The organism is Sphingorhabdus contaminans (assembly GCF_007280415.1).
Taxonomy (GTDB): domain Bacteria; phylum Pseudomonadota; class Alphaproteobacteria; order Sphingomonadales; family Sphingomonadaceae; genus Sphingorhabdus_B; species Sphingorhabdus_B contaminans.
This window is the reverse complement of sequence record NZ_VKKU01000001.1, coordinates 569043-593573: the sequence shown is the minus strand read 5'-3', so window position 1 is coordinate 593573 and position 24531 is coordinate 569043. Positions and strand designations below refer to the sequence as shown.

Annotated in this window: 22 protein-coding genes and 1 tRNA gene; 11 read left to right on the top strand and 12 right to left on the bottom strand. The window is 55.4% G+C overall.

Annotation, left to right across the window (positions count from 1 at the left end; all coding sequences use genetic code 11):
• Nucleotides 1–46: 46 nt before the first annotated feature.
• Nucleotides 47–688, bottom strand: coding sequence for a histidine phosphotransferase family protein (locus FOM92_RS02980; RefSeq protein WP_143775294.1), 642 nt, complete (start codon nt 686–688; stop codon nt 47–49).
• A 57-nt stretch (nt 689–745) separates the two neighbouring features.
• Nucleotides 746–1147: a M67 family metallopeptidase gene (locus FOM92_RS02975; RefSeq protein ID WP_246087132.1), complete on the bottom strand. Its 402-nt coding sequence runs from the start codon at nt 1145–1147 to the stop codon at nt 746–748.
• A gap of 22 nt (nt 1148–1169) precedes the next feature.
• Between FOM92_RS02975 and FOM92_RS02970 the strand changes: the two genes are divergently transcribed.
• The 3 genes from FOM92_RS02970 (at nt 1170) to mtgA (ending at nt 3844) form a co-directional block, all read left to right on the top strand.
• Nucleotides 1170–2111, top strand: a complete 942-nt coding sequence (locus tag FOM92_RS02970; RefSeq protein WP_143775292.1) for an RluA family pseudouridine synthase — start codon at nt 1170–1172, stop codon at nt 2109–2111.
• A 72-nt stretch (nt 2112–2183) separates the two neighbouring features.
• Nucleotides 2184–3089 (top strand): RNA polymerase sigma factor RpoH, encoded by a 906-nt coding sequence (gene rpoH / locus FOM92_RS02965; protein ID WP_143775291.1) that lies wholly within the window; start codon nt 2184–2186, stop codon nt 3087–3089.
• 53 nt (nt 3090–3142) lie between these two features.
• Nucleotides 3143–3844, top strand: coding sequence for a monofunctional biosynthetic peptidoglycan transglycosylase (mtgA, locus tag FOM92_RS02960; RefSeq protein WP_143775290.1), 702 nt, complete (start codon nt 3143–3145; stop codon nt 3842–3844).
• 57 nt (nt 3845–3901) lie between these two features.
• Here the strand turns inward: mtgA and FOM92_RS02955 are convergent, their stop codons facing one another.
• The 3 genes from FOM92_RS02955 to FOM92_RS02945 form a co-directional block, all read right to left on the bottom strand.
• Entirely contained in the window at nt 3902–6523 is a 2622-nt protein-coding gene (locus FOM92_RS02955; RefSeq protein WP_143775289.1) for a TonB-dependent receptor, read from the bottom strand.
• 271 nt (nt 6524–6794) lie between these two features.
• Complete coding sequence (gene clpX, locus FOM92_RS02950) at nt 6795–8066, bottom strand: ATP-dependent Clp protease ATP-binding subunit ClpX (protein WP_143775288.1); 1272 nt, start codon at nt 8064–8066, stop codon at nt 6795–6797.
• A gap of 136 nt (nt 8067–8202) precedes the next feature.
• Complete coding sequence (locus FOM92_RS02945) at nt 8203–8838, bottom strand: ATP-dependent Clp protease proteolytic subunit (RefSeq protein WP_143775287.1); 636 nt, start codon at nt 8836–8838, stop codon at nt 8203–8205.
• Nucleotides 8839–9050: 212 nt separating this feature from the next.
• Here FOM92_RS02945 and katG point away from each other — a divergent pair, with 212 nt between their 5' ends.
• Entirely contained in the window at nt 9051–11234 is a 2184-nt protein-coding gene (katG, locus tag FOM92_RS02940; protein ID WP_143775286.1) for a catalase/peroxidase HPI, read from the top strand.
• 137 nt (nt 11235–11371) lie between these two features.
• Here katG and tig read toward each other — a convergent pair whose 3' ends face one another.
• From tig to FOM92_RS02920, 4 genes are all read right to left on the bottom strand, one after another.
• The gene (gene tig, locus FOM92_RS02935; protein ID WP_143775285.1) at nt 11372–12889 is read right to left on the bottom strand and encodes a trigger factor; all 1518 of its coding nucleotides are present in this window, start codon (nt 12887–12889) and stop codon (nt 11372–11374) included.
• A 93-nt stretch (nt 12890–12982) separates the two neighbouring features.
• Nucleotides 12983–13067: transfer RNA gene (locus tag FOM92_RS02930), tRNA-Leu, on the bottom strand.
• A 116-nt stretch (nt 13068–13183) separates the two neighbouring features.
• The gene (locus FOM92_RS02925) at nt 13184–14101 is read right to left on the bottom strand and encodes a hypothetical protein (RefSeq protein ID WP_143775284.1); all 918 of its coding nucleotides are present in this window, start codon (nt 14099–14101) and stop codon (nt 13184–13186) included.
• Complete coding sequence (locus FOM92_RS02920) at nt 14098–14694, bottom strand: hypothetical protein (RefSeq protein WP_143775283.1); 597 nt, start codon at nt 14692–14694, stop codon at nt 14098–14100. Before FOM92_RS02920 ends, FOM92_RS02925 begins: the two co-directional genes overlap by 4 nt.
• 305 nt (nt 14695–14999) lie before the next feature.
• On the opposite strand from FOM92_RS02920, the gene FOM92_RS02915 reads away from it, so the two are divergent.
• The 3 genes from FOM92_RS02915 to FOM92_RS02905 all read left to right on the top strand — a co-directional run bounded on the left by FOM92_RS02915 (nt 15000) and on the right by FOM92_RS02905 (nt 17300).
• Nucleotides 15000–15650: a hypothetical protein gene (locus tag FOM92_RS02915; RefSeq protein WP_143775282.1), complete on the top strand. Its 651-nt coding sequence runs from the start codon at nt 15000–15002 to the stop codon at nt 15648–15650.
• Between the two features lie 33 nt (nt 15651–15683).
• A complete protein-coding gene (locus FOM92_RS02910; protein WP_143775281.1) occupies nt 15684–16334 on the top strand; it encodes a hypothetical protein in 651 nt (216 codons plus the stop codon).
• 108 nt (nt 16335–16442) lie between these two features.
• Nucleotides 16443–17300, top strand: coding sequence for a hypothetical protein (locus FOM92_RS02905; RefSeq protein ID WP_143775280.1), 858 nt, complete (start codon nt 16443–16445; stop codon nt 17298–17300).
• Nucleotides 17301–17302: 2 nt separating this feature from the next.
• On the opposite strand, the gene gatB is transcribed toward FOM92_RS02905, so the two are convergent.
• From gatB to gatC, 3 genes are read right to left on the bottom strand one after another with little or no spacing between them, the layout of a single operon-like run.
• Complete coding sequence (gatB, locus tag FOM92_RS02900; protein ID WP_143775279.1) at nt 17303–18772, bottom strand: Asp-tRNA(Asn)/Glu-tRNA(Gln) amidotransferase subunit GatB; 1470 nt, start codon at nt 18770–18772, stop codon at nt 17303–17305.
• A 1-nt stretch (nt 18773) separates the two neighbouring features.
• A complete protein-coding gene (gatA, locus tag FOM92_RS02895; protein WP_143775278.1) occupies nt 18774–20258 on the bottom strand; it encodes an Asp-tRNA(Asn)/Glu-tRNA(Gln) amidotransferase subunit GatA in 1485 nt (494 codons plus the stop codon).
• On the bottom strand, nt 20258–20545 hold the full coding sequence (gene gatC, locus FOM92_RS02890) for an Asp-tRNA(Asn)/Glu-tRNA(Gln) amidotransferase subunit GatC (RefSeq protein WP_143775277.1): 288 nt from the start codon (nt 20543–20545) through the stop codon (nt 20258–20260). The genes gatA and gatC overlap by 1 nt, the downstream gene beginning before the upstream one ends.
• 144 nt (nt 20546–20689) lie before the next feature.
• Here gatC and FOM92_RS02885 point away from each other — a divergent pair, with 144 nt between their 5' ends.
• The 4 genes from FOM92_RS02885 to FOM92_RS02870 are packed head-to-tail and all read left to right on the top strand — an operon-like array spanning nt 20690 to nt 24524.
• Nucleotides 20690–21811 (top strand): DUF3089 domain-containing protein, encoded by a 1122-nt coding sequence (locus FOM92_RS02885; RefSeq protein WP_143775276.1) that lies wholly within the window; start codon nt 20690–20692, stop codon nt 21809–21811.
• The gene (gene ruvX / locus FOM92_RS02880; protein WP_143776290.1) at nt 21808–22266 is read left to right on the top strand and encodes a Holliday junction resolvase RuvX; all 459 of its coding nucleotides are present in this window, start codon (nt 21808–21810) and stop codon (nt 22264–22266) included. Before FOM92_RS02885 ends, ruvX begins: the two co-directional genes overlap by 4 nt.
• Before the next feature lie 42 nt (nt 22267–22308).
• On the top strand, nt 22309–23304 hold the full coding sequence (locus FOM92_RS02875) for an aspartate carbamoyltransferase catalytic subunit (RefSeq protein ID WP_143775275.1): 996 nt from the start codon (nt 22309–22311) through the stop codon (nt 23302–23304).
• Nucleotides 23301–24524, top strand: coding sequence for a dihydroorotase (locus tag FOM92_RS02870; protein ID WP_143775274.1), 1224 nt, complete (start codon nt 23301–23303; stop codon nt 24522–24524). Before FOM92_RS02875 ends, FOM92_RS02870 begins: the two co-directional genes overlap by 4 nt.
• The last annotated feature ends 7 nt before the right edge of the window (nt 24525–24531 follow it).

Below are 24531 nucleotides of genomic sequence, written 5' to 3'. Positions count from 1 at the left end.
CCTGATATGGTTAAGATGCCGTTTACAAAGCCCCTTTTCGCAAGGGTCAATTGCGTATGAGCGCGCCGATTATCAGATGTTCGGCATCAGGTTCGGCCAATTGCACCAAACCGCCGCCACGCACCGCCAGATTGCGCGCCATCCAGGCCGCCGCCGTACGCGAATCAACCGATCCAGCTTCCAGATTTCCCGACAGCGTCGTGCGTATGGCTTCGTCCATCACAATCCGCGGGCCATTGGCACGGATGACGATCTCATGTTCGCCCTCACGGCTTTCGGCACCGACGAACAAAGTTCCGCCCCGCACGAGAGCGTCATTGGCGAGCAGGACGAGGTTCAGCAAAATCTTGATGGCGCGTTTGGGCATGAAACCGGCGGGCACCGCCCATTCCAGGGTCGTCCGTCCGGACGCTGTTACCAAAGGTTCGATGACTGCTTTGGCATCATTGGGATCAACTTCCGAACCGAATCCGCCCGCCGCACCAAAAGCGAGGCGAAAGAATTTCAGTTTGTCCGCCGCCGATTTCGCGCTTTCGGCCAGCAAATCCATGCACCGCTGCCGCATTTCCGGATCATGTTCGTCCGCCAGCAATTCGAGGCCATTATTCATCGCCCCGACAGGGCTCAGGAGGTCATGGCACAACCGCGAACATAAGAGGCTGGCAAGGTCTACTTCGGACTCCGTCATTGATAAAATTCCCAAATTAGCTTGTTGCAGCGCTCATGGACGTTGTTTCCCGTGGATTCAACCCTCGACTAGGATGGGAATGGACTCAAATCCGATTACTTGCTCTGCTTGCCCTTCAGGTCTCCAGCCTGACACGCTGTTTCCGGCGATTATCACCCAATAGCGTCCATCATCCGCCGCCTGTGCTGCATCGGTTGCCGATGGTTCGGCGCGGCCATTGGGATGGGAATGGTAATAGCCGATAATCGGCATTCCGCCGTGACGCGCGGCCTTGTGGCGGGACAGCAGAACCCCGGGGTCCAGTTCGAAATTTAGCGCAGGATCATCCGCCACATTGGTACAAGACACCACCTCCAGCACACGATCACCCTGCCCCAAAAGAAGGCCGCAGCACTCCTGATTTCCGGCAGCAAGCGACCGTTCCAGAAGTTCGTTGTGATGCTTCCTTGATATTCGCAATGGCATCACCCATGTCTAGGCGATGGTTGGGGAAAATACCATATTTTCAGGAGTGTTAGGCGAAGGACGCCTGGACAGTGCATTGGCCCATGCCCTGCCCCAATTTTCGCGCGCCCGTATTCAGGCTCTGATCGCTGAGGACGCGCTGCGGATTGCAGGTAAGGCGACGACCGACGCAGCCTCCAAGAAATTTGCCGGACAGAATTTCGAGCTTTCTGTCCCTGCCCCACGCCCGGACAAGGCCGAAGCGCAGGAAATCGGCCTGACTATTGTATTCGAAGACGAACATCTGATCATCGTCGACAAGCCAGCGGGCCTTGTCGTCCATCCCGCGGCTGGCCATGCGGACGGCACACTCGTTAATGCGTTGCTACACCATTGCAAAGGGCAGCTATCCGGTATTGGCGGCGTCGAACGTCCGGGTATCGTGCATCGAATCGACAAGGATACGTCGGGCCTGCTGGTCGTTGCGAAAAGCGATTCCGCGCATGAGGGGCTGGCAAAACTATTCGCCGCACATGACATTGAGCGACGCTATCTAGCGATCGTCAACGGCATTCCTGCGCCGCCCGCCGGCACGGTAAAGACGCAAATAGGCCGGTCGACGACCAACCGCAAAAAAATGGCCGTACTTCCTGAAAACAAAGGAAAGCATGCCGTTACCCATTACCGCACGGTTGAAACATTTGCCAAAACAGCGCTTGTTGAGTGCACATTGGAAACTGGGCGGACACATCAGGTTCGCGTCCATATGGCGCATATCGGACACCCGTTAATTGGGGATTCCGTTTATTCTAATCGACAAAACCCATACAGAATCGGACAAAATCAGTCCAAATTCGATAGACAGGCATTGCACGCCGCGTCGCTGGGGTTTATTCACCCAATATCTGGAGAAACTTTATTGTTCGAAAGCAGTTTACCAGAAGATATGCAGCTTCTGTTAAGTCATCTTCGTATATAGGTTTTGATAGGGAACGCGTGCTGTCGGGTGCTTGATGAGGCCCGGTTGCAGGCAACATTGAAAGAGAGAAACATGTCTGATCATAAGAATGTTCCGGCCACAATCCCTGCTCTCGGGGGGGATGCGAGCCTAAATAGATATTTGAGCGAAATCCGGAAATTCCCGGTGCTCAAGCCCGAGCAGGAATATATGCTCGCCAAGCGTTATCAGGAACATGGTGACCCGAAAGCTGCCGAGCAGCTCGTCACCTCGCACCTGCGCCTCGTTTCCAAAATTGCGATGGGCTATCGCGGCTATGGATTGCCGGTTTCCGAGCTTATTTCGGAAGGCAATATCGGGTTGATGCAGGGCGTTAAGAAATTTGATCCCGACCGGGGCTTCCGTCTTGCCACCTACGCAATGTGGTGGATCCGTGCATCGATGCAGGAATTCATTCTGCGTAGCTGGAGCCTGGTGAAAATCGGCACCACCGCAGCGCAGAAGAAGCTGTTCTTCAATCTGCGTCGTATGAAGAATAACCTGCAAGCCTTTGAAGATGGCGACTTAAATCCGGAAGCGGTCAGCAAGATCGCGACAGATTTGGGCGTGTCTGAAGAAGAAGTGCACAACATGAACCGCCGGATGGCGATGGGTGGCGATACGTCACTCAACGTGCCGATGCGCGAAGATGGTGACGGCCAGTGGCAGGATTGGCTTGTTGATGACGAGCCTTTGCAGGATGAACGTGTTGCCGAGGCACAGGAAGGCGACATGCGGCATGCAATGCTGTCTGAAGCACTCGACAGCCTGAATGATCGTGAAAAGCACATCCTGACCGAGCGCCGCCTGATCGACGAGCCTAAAACGCTCGAGGAGCTGAGCCAGACATATAATGTCAGCCGCGAACGTGTGCGTCAGATCGAAGTACGCGCGTTTGAAAAGCTTCAGAAGGCGATGATGCGCATCGCGGGTGAAAAGCGTTTGATTCTCGCCAATTAAGGCAAACCGTAAAAACAGGTGACGGGCGGAATATGCTGCGCTAGCTTTGGTCTATGACCGAACCGAAGCGCTCGTTTTCCGCCCGTTTCTTCCGCTTTACCTTCAAATGGTTGCTTTATTTTTTGATCGGTAGTGTCGCATTGACCGCGATTTACGCCGTGGTACCCGTCCCTACGACCCTGACCATGCTGTTCGACAGCAATGGAGCGACGCGGGATTGGACGCGGCTGTCCAACATCTCACCCAATCTGGTCCGGGCCGTTATCGCGGCCGAGGATGGCAAATTTTGCAATCATGACGGCTTTGACCGCGAAGCTATTGAAAAGGCGCTGGAACGTAACAAGAGCGGCGGCCGTATGCGCGGCGGCTCCACGATCAGTCAGCAGACCGCCAAAAATGTGTTCCTCTGGCAAGGCAGCGGCTGGACACGCTATTTGCGCAAGGTGCCGGAGGTTTATTTCACATTCCTGATCGAAACGATCTGGGGCAAGCGCCGCATCATGGAAGTCTATCTGAACGTCGCCGAAACGGGCATCGGGACTTATGGTGCCGAAGCCGGAGCACAGCGTTATTATAAGAAAAGCGCGAAGAACCTGACCCGTCAGGAAGCAGCGAGAATCGCCGCAGTACTTCCGCTGCCCAAAAAACGTGCCGTCCACGGTGCAGGCGGCTTTACACGTCGTTATGGCAACAGCATCGCCGCCCGCATCCGCGTGGTTCAACGCGATGGCCTCGATAGCTGCATCTACAAATAGCAAATAAAAAGGGCGGAGCCGAAGCCCCGCCCTTTCCTATTCGCTCTGATCGGTTGATTAGAAACCGATGCGCAAGGTGCCCGAGAAGGTGCGCGGTGCGCCGATGCTGAAGTTCGGAGCCGAACCACCAGGGATCGAAGCGCCTGCGGCCAGACCCGGAACCAGAACCAGACCATTGTTTGCAGGGCCAGCAATCTGGGTGCCGATGTTGGCAAGATAGAAGCGGTCGAAGATGTTGGTCACGTTGAACTGCAACCAGCTGTTCTTCGCACCGAACTGATCCAGATCGAAACGGGCATCGAAGTCAGCCGTGGTGTAGGCTTCCGACTTGATGTCGTTCAGGTCGGTCGCAAAACGGTCGCTGACATATTTGACCTGCAGGCCAGCAGAAACCGGGCCGAATTCGACCTGTGCACGATAGCCAAGGGTCCATTTCGGCGTTTCCACGACGCGCTTGCCCTTTGTGGGCAGGGTAACGGTGCTCGACACCAGAATGTCGTCACGCAGCGTCGAGTCGTTGTACGACGCATTACCCTGGAAGGTGAACCAGTCCAGCGGACGGATGGCGATACCGATATCGACGCCCTTACCCTTAACCGTACCAATGTTACGGTCGACCGAGATACCATTAACCTGATCGAACGAGGTTACGATGCGGTTTTTGAAATCGGTCATCCATGCCGTAGCCTGTGCCTGGACGCGGTTGGTGGTGTAGCGAACACCCAAATCGAACGTATCGGTGGTTTCAGGATCAACCGACACGATCGGCGCACGGTAAAGGTTGTCGGTACGCGGCGACGAGAAGCCCTTGGCATAGCTGCCGAAGATCGATGCATCATCGGTAATCCGGTAGGTGAAGCCAAAGCTCGGCAGGACGGGCGAGAATTTGTATTTCGCCGTGAAAGGTGCCCATACCGCGTTTGATGCGAAAGGACCCACTGCCGTAGGCGGCACGATGAAGATCTGGCCACCGGTGTTCGGAACTGCTGTCGTGCCAACGGGCTGCGAGGTGCAGGTTGCAAAACCGCTACCGCTGGTTTGCGTGAAGCAGAAGTTTTCGAGATCGCGCTCGAAGAACGGCATACGCAGACCTGCCTCGACCCGCAGGGCGTCGTCGAAGAACTTACCGACATATTGCGCCGAAAGCTGGTTCAGCAAAGCGATCGAAAGACGATCGCGCTGACGCAGCTCAACGCCATCTGCCGACAGAACCGGACGTCCGGTCAAGCCGCCAAAGGGCGATTCAGGGAAACCACGGCCATCCAGATAGCCCCACTGGCCGGTCTGACGGTGACGACCACGGTCAAAGGTGTAGGCCACACGAACGCGGTGCGCGTCGGTGATGTCCCAGATCAGCGAGGTCAGGACCGTGAAGCGGTTGGTGCGGGTGTTGTTCGGCGTGTAGAAACGGATCGAGTCGAGAAAATCGCCATCGCCGTTATAATCCTTGCCAGCGAGACCCGAAGAACCACGCACAATCGCGGAGTTTTCAGCGATAACCGTTGAACCGCCGCCATTGGCCTGAACATATTGATAGCCATAGTCGAAGGTGAAGGTCAGGCTGTCCGTGATCGTGAACTTCGAGTTCAGGCGGATGTTACCGGTATTCGAAGGGTTGATACGGACTCCAAAGAAGTTGCTGCAGCTCGACGTGTTCAACGGGTTATTTGCCGTCGAACCAGCAATTGCCGGGGCGCTTGCACCGGTTCCGTTGGGGCCCGAACCGCCATTGTCGTTCTGGGCAACGCCAGGACCGGCAAAGGTGCGTGCGCAGGTATCGAGGTTGTCGAAGTTGAAGATGGTTTCTTCCTGCGCCTTCGTGAAGCCGCCGACATTGGCCATCAACGGACGGCCGGTGATCGAGCGGATTTCAGCCAGGGTGATGTTCCGGTAAAAATTGTTCCGGTTTTCGTTGTAATGGCCCTTGATGTATATGAAGTCGCCATTGTCGCCGATCGGATGGTAGATACCGGCGTTCACTTGGAATTTCTTGATTTCGCCCGGACCTTTGAACTTGTCATATTCCGTTCTGGACGCGGCGATGAATGCGCGGGTGCCGAACTTGGTGAATTCACCGGTGTCGAACATACCGAAAGCACGCTTATAATTTTCGCCACCCAGAGTCAGAACAGTAACGCCGCCCATATCGCTTTTCGGGGTGCGCGTCAGATAGTTGACCGTGCCGCCGGCAGCAGATGCCGTGGGCGAGTCAACGTCGGTGGTGCCGAGGTTGACGTTGACCGAATAGATCAGTTCCGGATCAAGCTGCTGGTTCGAGAAGATGGCGTAGTTACCAGTATCGTTCAGCGGAAAACCGTCGAAGGTCAGGCTGATACGGTTACCGTCAAAACCGCGAATACGCAGGTTACCGCCAGACGAACCATAAGCGTCCGAGTTGGTGAAGTTGACGCCGGGAACCTGGTTGATCGTGTTCAGAATCGACTGGCCAGAGGTTTGCGTGGCGATGAATTCTTCGGTCAGAACCGCGCGAGGCTTGGTGGCGTCGGGTACAACAACTCCCTTTACGCCCTGCTCTGCACGGCTACCGGTCACAACGATGGCTTCAACTTCTTCATCGTCGACTTCGATCGAGCCGGTCGACTGTGCGAAAGCCGCATTTGAAAAACTGCATACCGAAAGCGCAACAGCGCTGACAGCGAGTGTGTAACGAAATTTCATGTCTAGACCCCTTATATGTCCAACGACCCACCTCAAATCTACGCGTCCGATTTGTCGAATCGCGGCGGCGGGAGTGGTCGCAGCGCCCCCTTGGGGTTGGAAAATGTCAGTTAAATGACAGCCGGGCCCCAAATCAGCAGTGATTCGGCCTTAGCGACTGCGCACACGCAGGCAAAGTGCTGCGCTGCAGCAACCGCGGCATAAAGGGGCATTTAATGTTTTTTTTAGAAGTTGTTGCAGCGGCGCAACAGTGCCCTTCCGCAGCCTGCCTTTAAGCCGCGTCTTCCTTCTCGGCCTTTGCCGATTTGGCGTATACGAGCACCGGAGTTTTACGGCCTTCAACAACATCCTTGTCGACCACAACTTCGTCCACGCCGTCAAATGTCGGCAGGTCGAACATCGTATCGAGCAAAATCGCCTCTAGGATCGAACGCAAACCACGCGCACCTGTCTTGCGCTCAATCGCCTTTTTGGCGACCGCTTCAAGAGCATCGTCGGTGAAGCTCAGGCCCACATCTTCCATCTCGAACAGCTTGCGATACTGCTTAACAAGCGCATTCTTCGGCTCGGACAGGATCTTCACCAGTGCGGCAATGTCGAGATCTTCCAGCGTTGCGGTCACCGGCAAACGGCCCACAAATTCAGGGATCAAACCATATTTCAGCAGATCTTCGGGTTCGATCTGTTTCAGCACTTCGCCTGTGCGGCGTTCGTCCGGATCGGCCACATGGGCACCAAATCCGATGGACTTGCCTTCAAGCCGATTGGAAATGATCTTTTCCAGGCCTGCGAACGCGCCGCCGCAGATGAACAGGATGTTGGTGGTGTCGACCTGCAGAAATTCCTGCTGCGGATGCTTGCGGCCACCCTGGGGCGGCACACTTGCGGTCGTGCCTTCCATCAGCTTCAGAAGGGCCTGCTGAACGCCCTCCCCGCTGACATCGCGCGTGATTGACGGATTTTCAGCCTTGCGGCTGATCTTGTCGATTTCGTCGATGTACACAATGCCGCGCTGCGCCTTTTCGACATTATAGTCGGACGCCTGCAACAGCTTCAGTATGATGTTTTCGACATCTTCACCGACATAGCCCGCCTCGGTCAGAGTCGTCGCGTCCGCCATCGTGAATGGGACGTCAAACGTCTTTGCCAAAGTCTGCGCCAGCAGGGTCTTGCCACAACCTGTCGGTCCGACAAGCAGGATGTTCGACTTGGCCAGTTCGACATCAGCACCCTTTGCGCCATGGTTCAGGCGCTTATAGTGGTTGTGGACAGCAACGGACAAAACGCGCTTCGCCTGCGGCTGGCCAATGACATAATCGTCAAGAACGTCGCAGATTTCCTGCGGACTCGGCACTTCGCCTTCTTTGCGGCCGGTCAACGTACCCTTGGTTTCTTCGCGAATGATATCGTTGCATAATTCAACGCATTCGTCGCAGATGAATACCGTAGGCCCTGCAATCAGTTTGCGGACTTCGTGCTGCGATTTCCCGCAGAAGGAGCAGTAAAGTGTGCTCTTGGTATCGGATCCGCTTAGCTTAGTCATAAAATGTCCTGCTTCCACGCCCGCAGGGGCGCGAATTGTAATAGAAACGTCATCCTAAAGATGCGTTCGATTTTGGCAATAGCCCAAAAAGGGGTTCGCCATGTTAGTAAAACTGGTGGACAAAAACCTAACAGGTTTATCCCGCTTCAGCGTCTGGATTTGCAGGGCGCTTATCGAAAACCTGGTCAACGATACCGAACGCCTTAGCCTCTTCTGCTTCCAGGAACGTATCGCGGTCCATCGCCTTCTCGATTTCCTTGAGCGGCTTTCCGGTATATTTCGCGTACAGATCGTTCATCCGCTTGCGAATACGCAGGATTTCATTCGCCTGGATCTGGATATCCGACGCCATCCCGCGTGCGCCGCCCGAAGGCTGGTGCACCATGATGCGGCTGTTGGTCAGCGCAACCCGCATTCCGGGCTCACCCGCCGCGAGAAGGAAACTGCCCATCGACGCCGCCTGACCGATGCAGACCGTGCCCACTTTGGGACGGATATACTGCATGGTGTCGTGGATCGCCATACCGGCGGTCACAACGCCTCCGGGCGAGTTGATGTACATCCAGATATCTTTTTTCGGATTATCCGACTCGAGGAACAGCAATTGCGCCGTAATGATCGAGGCCATGCCGTCTTCGACTTCGCCCGTCACAAAAATGATACGTTCACGCAGTAGCCTTGAGAAAATGTCCCAGCTGCGCTCGCCTCGGTTTGATTGCTCAATAACAACGGGAACGAGTGCGGTGGTAGGATCGAAATAAGGATCGTGCATAAATACCTCTGTTTTGGCTCAATTGCCTTTGCGCCTACATCGGCGTGAAGGGCAAAAGTTTCAAGCAGGAAAAGGGTTAAGATTACGTTCGCCATGCCGGAACTAATTTCGATAAAATCGATTAGTGTGTGTCGTTTCATTGCTTTGACCGATTAAGGAGCGAGTGGCATTTTCTAAAAATCGACTCAAACCCGAAAGAAGAGGATAGACTTATGGCAGATGCAGACCCCAAGGCAGGTTGCCCCGTACATGGCGGCGAGAATCAAATCCGCTCATTGCTCGGACGACAGAATAAGGATTGGTGGCCCGACGCGCTGCCGGTTGATATGTTGCACCAACACGGCGTTTCGCCCGATCCGATGGGCGAGGATTTCAATTATGCCGAAGCGTTCAAAAAGCTCGATTACGCGGCGTTGAAAGCCGATCTTACGGCATTGATGACGGACAGCAAACCGTGGTGGCCGGCCGACTATGGCCATTACGGTCCCTTCATGATCCGCATGGCATGGCACGCAGCGGGAACATATCGCGTGACCGATGGTCGTGGCGGGGCCGGCAGCGGGCAGCAACGGTTCGAACCCCTCAACAGCTGGCCGGACAACGGCAATCTTGACAAGGCACGGCGCCTTTTGTGGCCGATAAAGCAGAAATATGGCCAATCGATAAGCTGGGCAGACCTGTTCATCCTTGCCGGTAATGTCGCGATCGAAAGCATGGGTGGCCCCGTCTTCGGTTTTGGCGGCGGTCGCAAGGACGTATACCAATCCGAAGGCGACACATTCTGGGGTGCCGAGGAAATCTGGGTGAACGAGGGCGCAAAGACCCGCATTACCGAAGAGCAAGCTGATCTGGAGGGTCCTCTGGCTGCAATCCAGATGGGCTTGATTTATGTAAACCCGGAAGGACCCGGTGGCGATCCCGACCCGCTGAAATCTGCACGCGACATGAAGGCGACGTTCAGCCGAATGGCAATGAACTCGGAAGAAACCGTCGCTCTGACCGCCGGTGGCCACGCATTTGGCAAGGCGCATGGGGCAAAGCCCGCCGCGAATTTCGGCAAGGCGCCTGCAAGCGAGGAAATCCACCAGCAGGGTTTCGGCTGGCTGACCGACGCCGAGGAAATCGGAAAAGGTCACATCACAACCTCCGGCATTGAGGGTTCCTGGTCGAACAACCCGACAAAATGGGGCGGCGACTATTTTCGCCTGTTGTTCAAATATGACTATGAACTGGTCGAGAGCCCGGCGGGTGCCAAGCAATGGCAGCCGATCAATCCTGACCCCGAAGATATGGCACCTGACGCGCGTGACCCGAACAAGCGGGTCCCCACAATGATGACCACCGCCGACATGGCGTTGAAGATGGATCCGGAATTCCGGGCAATTTCAGAGCGCTTCCGCGATGATCAGGCCGCCCTGGATGACGCATTTGCCCGTGCCTGGTTCAAACTGTGCCACCGCGATATGGGACCGAAATGCCTGTATCTGGGACCGGAAGTTCCGGAAGAAGACCTGATATGGCAGGATCCTGTGCCGCAGGGCGTCGTTCCATCTGATGCAGAGGTCGCTGCGTTCAAGTCCGCTGTCCTGTCGAGCGGCCTGACTGTAGCGCAGCTTGTCAAAACCGCTTGGGCATCGGCATCAACTTTCCGCAAATCGGACAAACGCGGTGGTGCCAATGGTGCACGGATTGCGCTTGCACCGCAAAAGGACTGGGATGTTAATGAGCCCGAAGAGCTGGCTAAGGTTCTGGCAAAGCTTGAAGAACTGCGCGGTTCGATGAGCCTTGCCGACGCGATTGTTTTGGCGGGATCGGCAGCGGTCGAAAAGGCGGCAAAAGACGGAGGATTTGATATCACCGTTCCATTTACAGGAGGACGCGGCGACGCGACCCAGGACTGGACAGATGTCGAAAGCTTCCACTGGATGGAACCTCAGGCCGATGGCTTCCGCAATTATCTGAAAACGCGTCAGCCGGTGAAGACCGAGGAACTGCTGATTGACCGGGCTTCGCTACTTGGCCTGTCAGGCCCGGAAATGACAGTGCTCGTCGGCGGTTTGCGGGTTCTGGGTGCAAACCATAAGGACATTCCCGAAGGTGTGCTGACAAATCGGAAAGGCGTGCTGTCGAACGACTTCTTCGTCAACCTGCTGGATATCGAAACATTCTGGGAACGTGTCGATACTGCAAGCGATGAAGAATTCATTGGCTACACACGTGGCGGTCGCACCGAAAAATGGCGCGCCACGCGTACCGATCTCATCTTCGGATCGAACAGCCAGCTTCGCGCCACCGCCGAAGTCTATGCGGAGCGAGGGCACGAAGAAAAGTTCGTGCGTGATTTCGTCAAGGCATGGGTCAAGGTGATGAACGCAGACCGGTTTGATCTGGCCTGAACCCTATCAAAGCAGAAAAAGGGGGCCGGTGCATTCCGGCCCCCTTTTTCATACCCATGGCCTGATTGCCCTCAAACAAAAAGGGGGCCGCAAAATGCGGCCCCCAAAATATTGTCTTATGTGAAGTTACAGGAAGCTTATTTCTTCGCTGCAGCCTTCTTGGCCGGTGCCTTTTTCGCAGCCGGCTTAGCATCGTCCTTAGCCTCGGCGGCTTCCTTTTTAGGAGCAGCCTTCTTTGCCGCAGGCTTGGCTTCCTTGGCAGACGCCTCTTCCTTAGCCGCTGCCTTTTTGGCAGGAGCCTTCTTCTTTGCAGCGGGCTTTGCATCCGGTTCGGCTTCGATCGCCGCTTCCAGTTCTTCCTTCGTCACTGTCTTTTCGGTTACGGTCGCCTTACCGAAAAGGAAATCGACAACCTTGTCTTCGAACAGAGGCGCGCGCAGCTGAGCCGCCGCCATCGGATTTTCCTGCAAATATTGCACAAAACGCTGACGGTCTTCAGGGCGGTATTGCTGGGCCGCTTGCTGAACCAGCATGTTCATTTCCTGGCTGCTGACCTCGACGCCATTTGCCTGACCGATTTCGGACAGCAACAGGCCAAGACGCACGCGACGAACGGCAATATCGCGATAATCATTGCGCTCGGCTTCCATTTCCTTCTTCGCGGCTTCGGGATCTTCTTCACGCGCAGCTTCCTGTTCAAGCTGTGCCCAAATCTGCTCGAATTCCGCTTCGACCATCGATGGCGGAACGTCAAAATCATGGTCCGCGGCAAGCTGGTCAAGCAACTGGCGCTTCATATAGGTGCGCGTCAGGCCATTATGTTCCTGCTCGACCTGAACCTTCATCAGCTCGCGCAACTTGTCGATGCCTTCCAAGCCGAACATCTTGGCAAGATTATCATCGGCTTTTGCTTCGACCGGCTTACGGACTTCAGCCACAACGATATCGAAAGTTGCAGCCTTGCCCTTCAGGTTCTCGGCGTTGTAATCTTCCGGGAAAGTTACGTTGATGACCTTTTCATCATTGGCTTTTACGCCGACCAGCTGGTCTTCAAATCCAGGGATCAGCTGGCCTGAGCCAAGCTCGACCGCCATGCCTTCGCCCTTCCCGCCTTCGAACGGGACGCCATCGATCTTGCCTTCAAAATCGATCACGACACTATCGCCCAATTTGGCGGCATATTTCTTATCTGCGGCTTCGAAGCTCTTTTGACCAGCGGCCAGCTTCAGGATCGATTCGTCAACCGCGGCGTCTGTAACTTCGACGGTCAGACGCTCCAGCGTGATACCGTCAATCGACGGAGCGGAAATTGCCGGCAATACTTCGAGATGGAAGTCGACCACAGCATCCTTGCCGGGCGCATAGTCATTGTCGAGATGGACATGGGGCTGGGTTGCCGGACGCAGTTTATTGTCGGCAATCGCCTTCTGCACGCCTTCCTGGATGGAGCTGTTGAGCGCATCCTGCAGCAAGGAATCCTTGTGCATTTTCTTGACCAGATTGGCCGGAACCTTACCGGGACGGAAGCCGGGCATCCGCACTTGAGGGGCGATTTTCTTTACCTCGGCATCAATGCGCGATTCGACATCTTTCGCGGTAATCGTCATCCGATATGCGCGCTTCAGGCCTTCATTCTGTGTCTCGACGGTCTGCATGTTATCTTCTCTATCTGGGACAAGCGGGTAGCTTGCCTTAAACTGTTAAATGGCTTTCGGGTTCAACGGCAGCCCAGGTTATACCCCATTTCGTGGTGCGGGCGAAGGGACTCGAACCCCCACACCTTGCGATGCCAGAACCTAAATCTGGTGCGTCTACCAATTCCGCCACGCCCGCTTACGAAAAGCTGCCGTTTCACAAACGACGGGAGCCTCTAACGGGAAAGGTGCACAAGGGCAAGTACCAAGCGGCGATTGAGCTTTTCCGCAGGGTCGTCGTCTTAATGAAAGACGCTAGTTTTGTGCTGCCGGTGCGTCTGCTGCGGGTTGGATGCTATCGCCGGGGGCCTGCGGAGCAACTTCCGTCACGGCCTTCCGGTCGATTATGCGGTCACGCTGATATCCCAGAACACCTTTGATCGCAGGCAAGCGCGATATCGCAATACCCATATAGTTGGGCACCTTTCCTGCAGCCCGCAAATCGGCAGGAATGCGCGGCAAAGACGCAAGGCGCGGGTCAACCGGCGTATTGGCGTCAACTGGGTCCAAAGCGAGGGTCATTGCGGCAAGCCGGGGCGAACTGCTGTCGCCCTTTTCCGCCGGGCCGGAATTGGCCAAATCGGTGGTCAACGTGCCGAGATCAACAATCTTTCCAGCTTCTGCCGTAAATGTCACGCTGCCCATACAATAGCAGACGCCTGCCCCGATCAAGGGATCTACCTGCCCGAATATGCGGTATGTTCCGGGGGTTACAGCGTGAAGGTAGGTCCCGCCGCCCTTGCTATAAAAGCGATTGAATGGGCCTATCGTAAAGTTCGCCATCTGCGAAAACTGGGTGAACTGGAAATTGGATTCGGTAGGCTCTACGGGCTTTTTCGGCAGCTTCATGCCTGATGTTTTCTTGGCGACGGCCAGATCACGTTCATATTTCACGATCGCTTTGGCATAGTCTTCTTTGGCCTCGATGAATGCCTCTTCCCGAAGCTTGTCGTAGGCGGCCTGGTCTTCGGCGTTGGGAATTTTCACAAAATGCATCGGCATTGCGTAAGGCGTACGCAGGAGGACATATGCCTTTGCCGGATCAAGAGTGACGACAGGCGCGTCTTTGACATGCTTGGCCTCGACAAACACCGGCACCTTCGATTTGGCAGCAGCGATCTGGGGGGCTGCCGCAGCAGACAGGGCGGCAAGAGTGAGAATTATCTTGTTCATCGTGGCAATACCTTTTCGGTGGCAGCGGCTTTTGATGCAACCAAAGCCTGTAGTTTCAGGGCACGCAGCCGCGACTCTTCCTCTTCGGCGCCTGTCCCTTCTTCAAAATTGAAGGTTTCCCACAATTCCTTGTTCAGCCCGATCCGTTCATAACCCTTGAATCCCATGCATTGCCGCATGTTGACGCGGCGCATCCGCCGCTTTTCGCCCGGCACAAAGATCGCGGCCATCATGGCGTTGGCAATCATGCCACCGGCGGCTCCCGCCAGCGTACCCGCATAGGGATAAGGCGCTTCCTGATATTTATAGCTGGAAACCAGCGCTCGGGCATAGCCGTCGCATTCCGTTATATCGGCATAGGCCGTTGCAAAATCCGTCTCGTCGCGCCGGAAATAATAATATTTGTCGTAATTTTTCGCGTCTTCAAGGCCCTCGGTAAATTCCAGTTTGGGCATCTCGAGCTTGGAAGCTTCGTCAGCAGCGATTTCGACAACGCCAAAAGGCGAAGCACTCAGGCTATCGCTGTCATTGGCGGAAATCGGACTCGACAGAAATGACGCGCTCAAGACAAGCGCGATGGTCAATGGACGCACGCAAAACTCCCCCTCTTTTGCGGACCGGTACAGAAACCAGTCTATTGTTTGTGCGTATGTTTTCTAAATCGGCGGCGCCGGAAAGAAAGTAAAATTTTTCGCCAAAGGCGGATTTCTGATGCAGAACTCTGCATAGTTATTAGACAAGCCACCTGCAACTTTTTGCCCAGTTGTAAAATTGATAGCTTTTTGAACAATCACGGCCCCGAAACAGCTTGCAATATAAACGGGGCATCGGCATCCCTCGAAACGTACAAAGCAACCATAAGCCAGTTATATCTTCACTGACTTTTGCCGGGGGGCACATGAAAACAATAATTGTGCCGCTTTTCGGTATTTGCTGCGCTGCGGTTAATGCCCAAGATTTACAAACTCCTGTCACGTCTCTTCCGAACCCCACCTCGGAAACGGCCCAGATGCAGGTGGAGCCTTTAAAGGCGAAACTTTTAGCCGGTTCGCCGGTAATTGTGTCCCTGATCGACGACATTTCAACAACGAGCAGCAATATAGGCGACAAGTTCAAGGTCATGGTTGTGCATGACGTCGTACATGGTGGAACTATTGCTATTCCGAAAGGCACATTAGGCGAAGGTGTAGTCACCTTCGTCACCAAGAACGGCGCATTTGGCAAACCCGGCATTTTGGGAATTTCATTACGTTTTCTAGAACTCAACGGCCAACGGATTCTACTCGACGGACGGTATAGAGAAGAAGGCGGCAACAACAACGGCGCGGCGGCAGCTACAATGTTTGCGGTCGGCGTCGCGGCGGCGCTGGTGAAGGGTAAATCAAGCTTCATTCCCAAAGGCCGCGAACTGAAAGCACGAACCGGCGAAGACATCAGCTTCGCGGTAGTAACCGAACCATCTTCTGGTCCGATTTCTGAGACCAAAGCACCAGAATTACCGCAAGACTCACCGCCCAAACCCCCGGAAGCCAATACGCCTCCGTCCTGACCTGCCCTTTTCTAAATTCAAGCTGGAGACTGAATGATGAAATTTTCAACCATAAGCAAAATTGCTGCATTATTTGCAGTTTGCGTTACGCACCCTGCAATGGCACAGGATGCCGCAGCGCCTGAATGTGAATTGCATGTTTTTCCCACATTGGAAGGCCAGGCTATGACCACTAGCCTTCTCTCGGGCTTCGGAATCATCGGAGCCGTTGCCGATGCCGCCGCCAATAAGGACCGGAACATTAGTGAAGCCGAATATCTGAAAGAAGCACTCGGGCCTAGGCTCCAAATCGAAGCACTTAAATCGCTTGATTTGGTTACGGAATTGAAGCTGCAGCCTTCGCAGATCATATATGAAACCCCAATTGCCGACAGGAAGGTTTCGACAAAGGCGACCAACCGGCTTAGCTCATCGACCGCCCCTTGCTACGTGGAGCTGCTAATCACGCAGAATTTCTACACCAAAAGGGCTATTTATGGTCGTTCGCTAAACAACCGCTTCATTTTCAAGGATTTTAGAGGCGGTAAAACCAAGGCTAAGCTGGTCAAAGGTCGGGGTGGCAATGGCCTGTCGAGCTTTCCTCCGAAAACCACCGACGAAACTGAAGCGGCCGAAACCGAATTACGCGAAGTATTTGCAAAGAACTTTGTCGAGTTCGCGAAAACCATAAAGGCTGCAAAATAAGGCAATTACCCGATCCTGCGGTGGGAGCTTTTCGGCTACCCACCGCAGTTCGCCTCGAACGGGCAAATCAAAAAACCGTTTATCCTGCCATTTATTGAGAGCCGTCCTATGCTGAGACCGATCCTAATCTTGGGACTGTGCGCTGGATTGCATTCGGCTGTTGCGGATGCCTCACAAGGCAAGCGAAACGATCCAGTAACACTTTCTGCCAAGGACCGTACGTCGGCGGATCTATTCGAGGTTCGCGTGTTTTTGCCCCAAACTGCGATCGAATCCACCGTCGATGTCGGCCGTGTCGCACGCCCGCCTTCAGGGGGATTGCTTGATACCTTGATCGTCTATTCCCTTGACGACAAAAAGAAGATTTTATCCAAGTCCCTGAAAGATAAAGCAGAACACACCATACAGCCTGTACGCGGAGTACTGAGCGGGTTTGACGTTGATGCACTTGCGCTAACTAGTTCAGCGAAAGCGCTGGCTACTATTGATTGGCTACACGCAGGAACGCCTGCCCTGCACAAGGACATGTCCTATACAGGTCAGCCCGGTGAGAATGTAGCAGAGATATCCTTCCGCTATGATCTGTCTCCTGACTTTTCCAGTATCCGTGTTTTCGCTGATGTACGGCTGGCTCGAAACAATGCGGTTGTTTTCAAACAAACTGTGACGAGCATCGTTCAGTTAAATAAACGATCGTTCGAACATGACAAAAATGCCCTTCTTTGGAGTGAAGACGACGGCAAACGCGCCAAAGAGGCGATCGTCGATTCTTTTCGCCAAATGGAGCAGCTGATCCCGATCGCTTTGAACATGACGTCCGCCGACTTAAACGCTTTCGGCAACAAGAACCGTGAGCAGGGGTTCGCTGCTGGCTACAATGGCCCGATCATAAAGCGTGGTGGCCTCAGCCCGGACGATATTCTGATCTGGTCAAACGGACTGTTGTTCCTGCACGTTCTGCCCTAATATCAGACGTCTAACACCTTCTTCAACAGCTCGTTGATGACCTGCGGGTTGGCTTTGCCCTGCATCGCCTTCATGGTCTGACCGACGAAGAAGCCAAAAAGCTTATCTTTGCCCGAGCGATATTCGACGACCTTGTCTTCATTGGCGGCCATGATCTTGGCGATTTCGGCTTCGATTGCCCCGGTATCATTGGTCTGTTTCAGGCCGCGCTCTTCCACAATGGCAGCTGCGCCCTGCCCTGTTTCGAGCATGATTTCAAAGACCTGCTTGGCAATGCTGCCGCTAATTGTTCCATCGGCAACAAGACCGAGCAATTCGGCTGCTTGCGCAGGATTCACCGGACTTTCATCCAGCGACTTGCCCAATTTGTTGAGTGCGCCGAATAATTCGGACAGCAGCCAATTCGACCCCTGTTTGGGATCGACGCCATGGCCGAGCAAATCCTCAAACCAGAACGCGGTCTCTGCCTCTGCAGTCAGGACTGCGGCGTTATAGGCAGACAGCCCCATGCCTTCGTACCGTTTGCGCTTTGCATCGGGCAGTTCCGGCAGGCTTTCCCGGCATTCTTCCAGAAACGCATCGTCCAGTTCGACAGGCAAAAGGTCAGGGTCCGGAAAATAACGATAGTCATGCGCATCTTCCTTGGACCGCATCGAACGGGTTTCCATCTTATTCGGGTCGAACAGGCGGGTTTCCTGCACAACTTCGCCGCCACTTTCGATCAGATCGATCTGGCGCTGCGCCTCATATTCGATGGCCTGCATCATGAAGCGGATCGAGTTCACATTCTTTGTTTCGGTCCGCGTGCCCAAGGGGCCGCCAGGCTTGCGCACCGAAACATTGACGTCTGCGCGCATGGAGCCCTGCTCCATATTTCCGTCGCACGACCCCACATAGCGCAGAATGGACCGCAGTTTCTTAAGATAGGCTCCAGCCTCCTGCGGCGAACGCATGTCCGGCCGCGAGACGATTTCCATCAGCGCAACGCCCGAACGGTTGAGGTCTACAAAAGACATGGTCGGATGCTGGTCGTGCATCAACTTGCCGGCATCCTGTTCGACGTGGATACGTTCGATACCGATTTTCTTGGTCGGGCTATCAGGATCCTTCTCGTTCAATGTCACCTCGATTTCACCTTCGCCCACAATGGGGTGGTAAAGCTGCGAAATCTGGTATCCCTGCGGCAAATCGGCGTAGAAATAGTTCTTGCGGTCAAAGCGCGACCACCGATTGATCTGGGCATTGATCGCCATTCCGGTACGGACGGCCTGACGCAGACATTCGCGGTTCGGCACCGGCAACATCCCCGGCATGGCCGCATCCACGAGCGAAACATGGCTGTTTGGCTCGCCACCATAGGCCGCAGAGGCGCCGGAAAAGAGCTTGGCATTGGATGTAACTTGTGCATGGACTTCAAGGCCGATGACGACCTCCCACTCACCGGTGTTTCCCTGGATACGATACTCGCTCATCTTACCACCACTCTCCGGCTTCCGCCGTAAATCCGGAACGTTCTTCGATTGCCAGACCGGCATTCAGTACAGACTGCTCATCAAGCGCCTTGCCGATGATCTGAAGGCCCAATGGCAATCCGTCTTTGCTGAGGCCGCCAGGCACCGACATGGCAGGCAGACCGGCCAGAGATGCAGGCACGGCGAACACGTCATTCAGGTACATGGCCAGCGGATCGCTCGTCTTTTCACCCAGTCCGAACGCCGCGCTTGGTGCGGTCGGGGCCAGGATCAGGTCACAGCTTGCCCATGCCTGCTCAAAATCGCGCGCGATCAAAGCGCGGACCTTTTGGGCTTGCGTATAATAGGCGTCATAAAAGCCGGCAGACAGAACGTATGTACCGATCATGATGCGGCGGCGGACCTCGGCGCCAAATCCTGCGGCACGGGTCGCGGCATACATATCCTGCAGGCCCGAACCATCGGGCAGGTCCCGCAAGCCAAAGCGCACACCATCATAGCGCGCCAGATTGGACGATGCCTCCGCCGGGGCGATAATGTAATAGGCAGGCAATGCATATTTGGTGTGCGGCAGGCTGATGTCGACAACTTCGGCACCGGCATCTTTCAGCCAGGCGATGCCATTGTCCCACATGGCGGCAATATCCTCGTCTATCCCGTCGAGACGATATTCGCGGGGTATACCGATCCGCTTGCCCTTCAAATCGCTGTTCAGACCAGCTTCCCATTCAGGGACAGGCAGGTCGAGAGATGTCGAGTCCTTGGGATCAAACCCGGCCATCGCCTCCAGCATGATGGCGCAATCGCGGACATCGCGTGCCATCGGGCCCGCCTGATCAAGTGAACTAGCGAAAGCCACAATCCCCCAGCGGGAGCAGCGGCCATATGTTGGCTTGATACCGCTGATACCAGTGAACGCCGCAGGCTGGCGGATGGACCCGCCAGTGTCGGTTCCGGTTGCTGCGGGACACAGACGTGCTGCGATGGCCGAAGACGATCCACCCGACGACCCGCCAGGCGCAAGGGCGGCGTTGCTTCCGTCGTTGCGGCGCCAGGGCGAAATGACATTGCCGAAATAGCTGGTTTCGTTGGACGATCCCATGGCGAACTGATCGAGATTGAGCTTGCCCAGCATCCCGGCGCCCGCTTTCCACAGGTTCGCCGACACCGTCGATTCATAGGTAGGCACGAAACCTTCAAGAATGTGGCTGGCGGCGGTCGTCTGGACACCTTCGGTGCAGAACAGATCCTTCATGCCAATCGGCACACCTGCCATCTTGCCAAGCGGCTTGCCTGCGGCGCGGTCGGCGTCAACGGCCGCTGCTGCTTCAAGCGCCTTTTCCGGAGTTTCTACGATGAACGCATTCAGCGCTTTTGCATTTGCAACGCGTGCATTCAGCGCCTCGGCCACTTCAACGGCCTTGAATTCGCCATTGGCCACGCCATCGCGAATGGCGGCGACGCCCATTCTGGAAAAATCGGTCATTATTCAATCACCTTCGGCACGCCAAAGAAACTGCCCTCACGGGCGGGCGCGTTTGCAAGGACCTTTTCGCGCACATCGCCATCGGTGACGACATCGTCACGCAGGCGCAGCTTATTGGGAATGACGGCCGTCATCGGCTCAACGCCGGTGACGTCCACCTCGCCCAATTGCTCCACCCAGGCCAGAATGCCATTGAGCTCGCCGACCATCTTGTCAGCCTCTGCATCGCTGATCGCGATGCGCGAAAGCCGTGCTATTTTGTTCACGGTATCTTTATCTACAGACATAGCGCCGCCGCTAGCATTGCGTATGGCTCGCTTCAACGGAAAAGCGGCCCTTGTCAGGTCACATTCAAATTTGCGGTGCTATTTTTGCGAAATAGAGTACATGCGCTGGCTGTTTCAGCCGCACGAACATCGGGAATTACAACTTTGGCTCGCAAATTTCTTTATCTGTTCGCCAGCCTGATCGTATTGGTCATAGCGGGTGGTTTCGTCCTGCGCATTTATCAGGACGAACTGACCGACTTTGCGATTGGCCAGCTTGAACCGACAGTAAAGTTTGAAAAGCAGGCCGCGCTTGCCAAAAATGTCTATGAAGATCCTGCCATGTGGTTTTCGCGTGCCGGGCAGAAGGACAACAATCCGACATTGTGGGTACCGGTGGGCGCGCCAAAGACCGAAGTTCCGGGTTCAGCCGCCATTTTCTTCATCCATCCCACATCGTTCATGGCTCGCACGCACTGGAACGCGCCGCTTGACGATCAGGAATCGCAGGCACGGGCCCGACTGTTCCTGCGCGGTCTTGCGACACCTTTTGCCGCGTCGGGCGAAATCTGGGCGCCCCGTTATCGTCAGGCCGGAATTGGTGCGTTTCTGACAACAAAGCCGGAAGGCGCACAAGCTCTGAACGATGCCTATCAGGACATCCTGCTTGCCTTCGATCATTTTGTGAGAACGGTGCAGAAAGACCGCCCCATCATATTGGCAGGTCACAGCCAGGGCGCGCTGCATCTGACACATCTTCTTAAAGACCGCATTGCAGGCAAACCAATCGCCAAGCGCATTGTCGCGGCCTATGTCGTTGGCTGGCCGGTTTCGATCACCACAGACATCCCCGAAATGGGTCTGCCTGTCTGCACGTCGCCGGACCAGACAGGCTGCATCATGGGTTGGGAAAGCTATGCAGAACCCGCCAAATATACCAAAATACTGGAACTATATAACGCAACGACAGGCTTTAACGGCGAATCGCGTAAGGACACGCCGATCCTGTGCACCAACCCCCTTAATGGCGGGGCGGACGGCGCGTCGCCCCCAGCAGCCAATCTCGGCACGCTCAAACCCTCGGGCGATATGAGCACTGGCGAACTAATCCCGGAAACCGTCCCTGCCCGTTGCGATGAAAAAGGGTTTTTATTGATTGGAGCCCCCGTAGACATGGGTCCCTATGTCCTGCCGGGCAACAACTACCATGTTTATGATTATCCGCTCTTCTGGGCAAATGTCCGGGCGGATGCTCTTTGGCGTACGCAGAAGTTCCTGGCCAAATGATCTTTGAACAGGTTTCCGATTTTCGCAATGCGCTCCCTGAAGGCGGGGTGCTGATCGGTCTGGACGTAGGCAGCAAAACCATTGGAACGGCCTTCTGTGACGCAGGCTGGTCCTTTGCCTCACCCTCCGACCTCATCAAGCGGAGCAAATTTTCCAAAGACAAAGTCGCATTGCAGGCCGCAATCGCCACCCGGCCGACAAAGGGCATCGTGATCGGCCTCCCTTTGAACATGGATGGCAGCGAGAGTCCCAGAAGCCAGTCGAGCCGTGCCTTTGCCCGTAATATCGCCGATCTGGGCTTACCCATCCTGCTGCGTGACGAACGCTGGTCGACACAGGCAGTCGAGCGGGACATGATCGCCGCCGACATGAGCCGCGCCAAAAGAGCCGAGAAAATTGATAGCGGTGCGGCTGCATTTATCCTGCAAGGGGCCATTGATGCTTTGACTGTGTGATGCTTGCTATGCATCCGCTTTCCCTCTAAGGGCATCGCTTTAATGACATGGACAAAGAATATCGCCGCCGACCGTTTTCCAGCCGGTTCGGACGCTTTTCCGCACAGGCATTTGCTTGGCATTGCCGGACTCCAAAAATGGGAAATTCTCTACATTTTGAAAGAGGCCGAACATTGGGTAGCTCTTAACCGTTCGGGGCCCGCAAAGCATGATGACCGGTTGTCCGGCATGACGATCATCAACGCCTTCTTTGAAAATTCGACACGCACGCTGCTTTCGTTCGAGATAGCGGGAAAGCGGCTGGGTGCCGACGTCGTCAACATGCACGCTGCGCAGTCCAGCGTCAAAAAAGGTGAAACGCTAATTGATACGGCCATGACGCTGAACGCCATGCGCGCCGATGCAATTGTGATTCGCCACGCAAGCTCGGGGGCGGTGCAGCTCATTTCCAGCAAAGTCGACTGCCCAGTTCTGAATGCTGGTGACGGCAGCCACGAACACCCAACCCAAGCACTGCTCGACGCCCTCACTATCATGCGCCGGAAGGGTGACGTGGAAGGACAGACTGTTGTGATCTGCGGCGACGTGCTCCACAGCCGTGTGGCCCGGTCCAATATTTTCTGCCTGAAAAGTCTGGGCGCCGACGTCCGTGTGGTTGCTCCGCCTGCCCTTATGCCGCACGGGATCGAAGCATTTGGTGCCAAATCTTACAGCGATTTCGACACAGCGTTAAACGGCGCGGATGTGGTCATGATGCTCAGGCTGCAGAATGAACGTATGCAGGGCGATTTCATCCCCTCCCCCAGAGAATATTACCATCTTTACGGGCTGGATGAACGCAGGCTGGCGCTGGCGAAACCGGATGCGCTTGTCATGCACCCTGGCCCCATGAATCGCGGCGTCGAAATTGCCAGCAACATTGCCGACCATGTGGAACGTTCTGCCATTACCGAACAGGTCGAAATGGGCGTAGCCGTCCGTATGGCCTGCCTCGATATCCTAACCCGAAAAGCGCGATCTGTGGAGGGTTGGGCATGACCGGAATCAACATCCTCGGCGGCCAGGCAGTCCTTCCCGGCATTGCAAAGGCCGAGGCGGCGCATATCCATATCGAAAATGGCAAGATTGCGTCCGTCGGCAAGGCTGCGCCGATCGCCGAACAGCTGGATGCATCAGGTCTGATAGTAGCGCCGGGTATTATAGATCTGGGCGTCTTCAAAACCGACAAGCCGGCTTTCCGCTTTGGCGGCATTACACGGGCGGCACTGATGCCGGACCAGTCGCCGGTTCATGATGACCCCGCCACCGTTCGTTACGCCGCGTTAAAAGGGAAACCTGACCTGTGGGTGCACCCGCTCGCTGCCGCTACGCAAGGGTTGGACGGGCTTCATATGGCCGAAATTGCCTTGATGAAAGAAGCGAGTGCCGTTGGTGTAGCCACCGGACGTAGCTGGATTGCCGACAGCGGGATTATGCTGCGGATCATGCGCTATTGTGCGGCGCTTGACTTGCCAGTCATCGTCCACAGCGAAGATGCGGGACTTGCCGGCAAAGCGGTTGCAACCAATGGCGAAACAGCGACACTGCTTGGCCTTTCGAGCGCTTCGCCGGCAACCGAGACGCTTGCAATAGCCCGCGATTTGATTCTCGCCGAGGAAAGTGGAGCTCATGTCCACTTCCGGCAGGTGACCACCGCCCGCGGCCTTGATTTGATACGGGAGGGTAAATCTCGTGGCTTACGGATTAGCTGTGGTATCACGCCGGGACATCTATTCCTGTCCGACAACGCCATTTTCGATTTCCGCACTTTCGCCCGACTTTCGCCACCTCTGCGGGATGAGGCCAATCGCATGAGCTGCATCGCGGCAGTGGCCGATGGAACGATTGATGTAATTTCATCGGGCCATGACCCGCGGGGCCCCGAAGATAAGCGCCTTCCCTTTTCGGAAGCCGCACCTGGCATGGCCGGGGCCGAAACGCTGCTCGCCCTATCTCTCAATCTGGTGCGTGAGGGGACGATTTCGACCGGACGCCTCTTCGAGCTGCTCGCCACCAATCCGGCGCGCATTTTGGGATTAAATGCCGGGCGCATCGCCGAGGGTTGCGAGGCCGATGTTATCCTCATCGATCCCGATGCGCCTTGGCAGGTCGATGGCGACAAAATGGCTGCACTTGCCGGAAATACGCCCTTTGACCGCTTGCCGGTGCAAGGACGGGTGCGGCATATGTTAAAGGGCGGCAAGGTTATACCGGCCTAAGCCGAAC

Bases quoted from the DNA above. Each gene is read 5' to 3' on its own strand.
- FOM92_RS02980 (WP_143775294.1), bottom strand. From the start codon at position 688: ATGACGGAGTCCGAAGTAGACCTTGCCAGCCTCTTATGTTCGCGGTTG.
- FOM92_RS02970 (WP_143775292.1), top strand. From the start codon at position 1,170: ATGGTTGGGGAAAATACCATATTTTCAGGAGTGTTAGGCGAAGGACGC.
- rpoH (WP_143775291.1), top strand. From the start codon at position 2,184: ATGTCTGATCATAAGAATGTTCCGGCCACAATCCCTGCTCTCGGGGGG.
- mtgA (WP_143775290.1), top strand. From the start codon at position 3,143: ATGACCGAACCGAAGCGCTCGTTTTCCGCCCGTTTCTTCCGCTTTACC.
- FOM92_RS02955 (WP_143775289.1), bottom strand. From the start codon at position 6,523: ATGAAATTTCGTTACACACTCGCTGTCAGCGCTGTTGCGCTTTCGGTA.
- clpX (WP_143775288.1), bottom strand. From the start codon at position 8,066: ATGACTAAGCTAAGCGGATCCGATACCAAGAGCACACTTTACTGCTCC.
- FOM92_RS02945 (WP_143775287.1), bottom strand. From the start codon at position 8,838: ATGCACGATCCTTATTTCGATCCTACCACCGCACTCGTTCCCGTTGTT.
- katG (WP_143775286.1), top strand. From the start codon at position 9,051: ATGGCAGATGCAGACCCCAAGGCAGGTTGCCCCGTACATGGCGGCGAG.
- tig (WP_143775285.1), bottom strand. From the start codon at position 12,889: ATGCAGACCGTCGAGACACAGAATGAAGGCCTGAAGCGCGCATATCGG.
- FOM92_RS02925 (WP_143775284.1), bottom strand. From the start codon at position 14,101: ATGAACAAGATAATTCTCACTCTTGCCGCCCTGTCTGCTGCGGCAGCC.
- FOM92_RS02915 (WP_143775282.1), top strand. From the start codon at position 15,000: ATGAAAACAATAATTGTGCCGCTTTTCGGTATTTGCTGCGCTGCGGTT.
- FOM92_RS02910 (WP_143775281.1), top strand. From the start codon at position 15,684: ATGATGAAATTTTCAACCATAAGCAAAATTGCTGCATTATTTGCAGTT.
- FOM92_RS02905 (WP_143775280.1), top strand. From the start codon at position 16,443: ATGCTGAGACCGATCCTAATCTTGGGACTGTGCGCTGGATTGCATTCG.
- gatB (WP_143775279.1), bottom strand. From the start codon at position 18,772: ATGAGCGAGTATCGTATCCAGGGAAACACCGGTGAGTGGGAGGTCGTC.
- gatA (WP_143775278.1), bottom strand. From the start codon at position 20,258: ATGACCGATTTTTCCAGAATGGGCGTCGCCGCCATTCGCGATGGCGTG.
- gatC (WP_143775277.1), bottom strand. From the start codon at position 20,545: ATGTCTGTAGATAAAGATACCGTGAACAAAATAGCACGGCTTTCGCGC.
- ruvX (WP_143776290.1), top strand. From the start codon at position 21,808: ATGATCTTTGAACAGGTTTCCGATTTTCGCAATGCGCTCCCTGAAGGC.
- FOM92_RS02875 (WP_143775275.1), top strand. From the start codon at position 22,309: ATGACATGGACAAAGAATATCGCCGCCGACCGTTTTCCAGCCGGTTCG.
- FOM92_RS02870 (WP_143775274.1), top strand. From the start codon at position 23,301: ATGACCGGAATCAACATCCTCGGCGGCCAGGCAGTCCTTCCCGGCATT.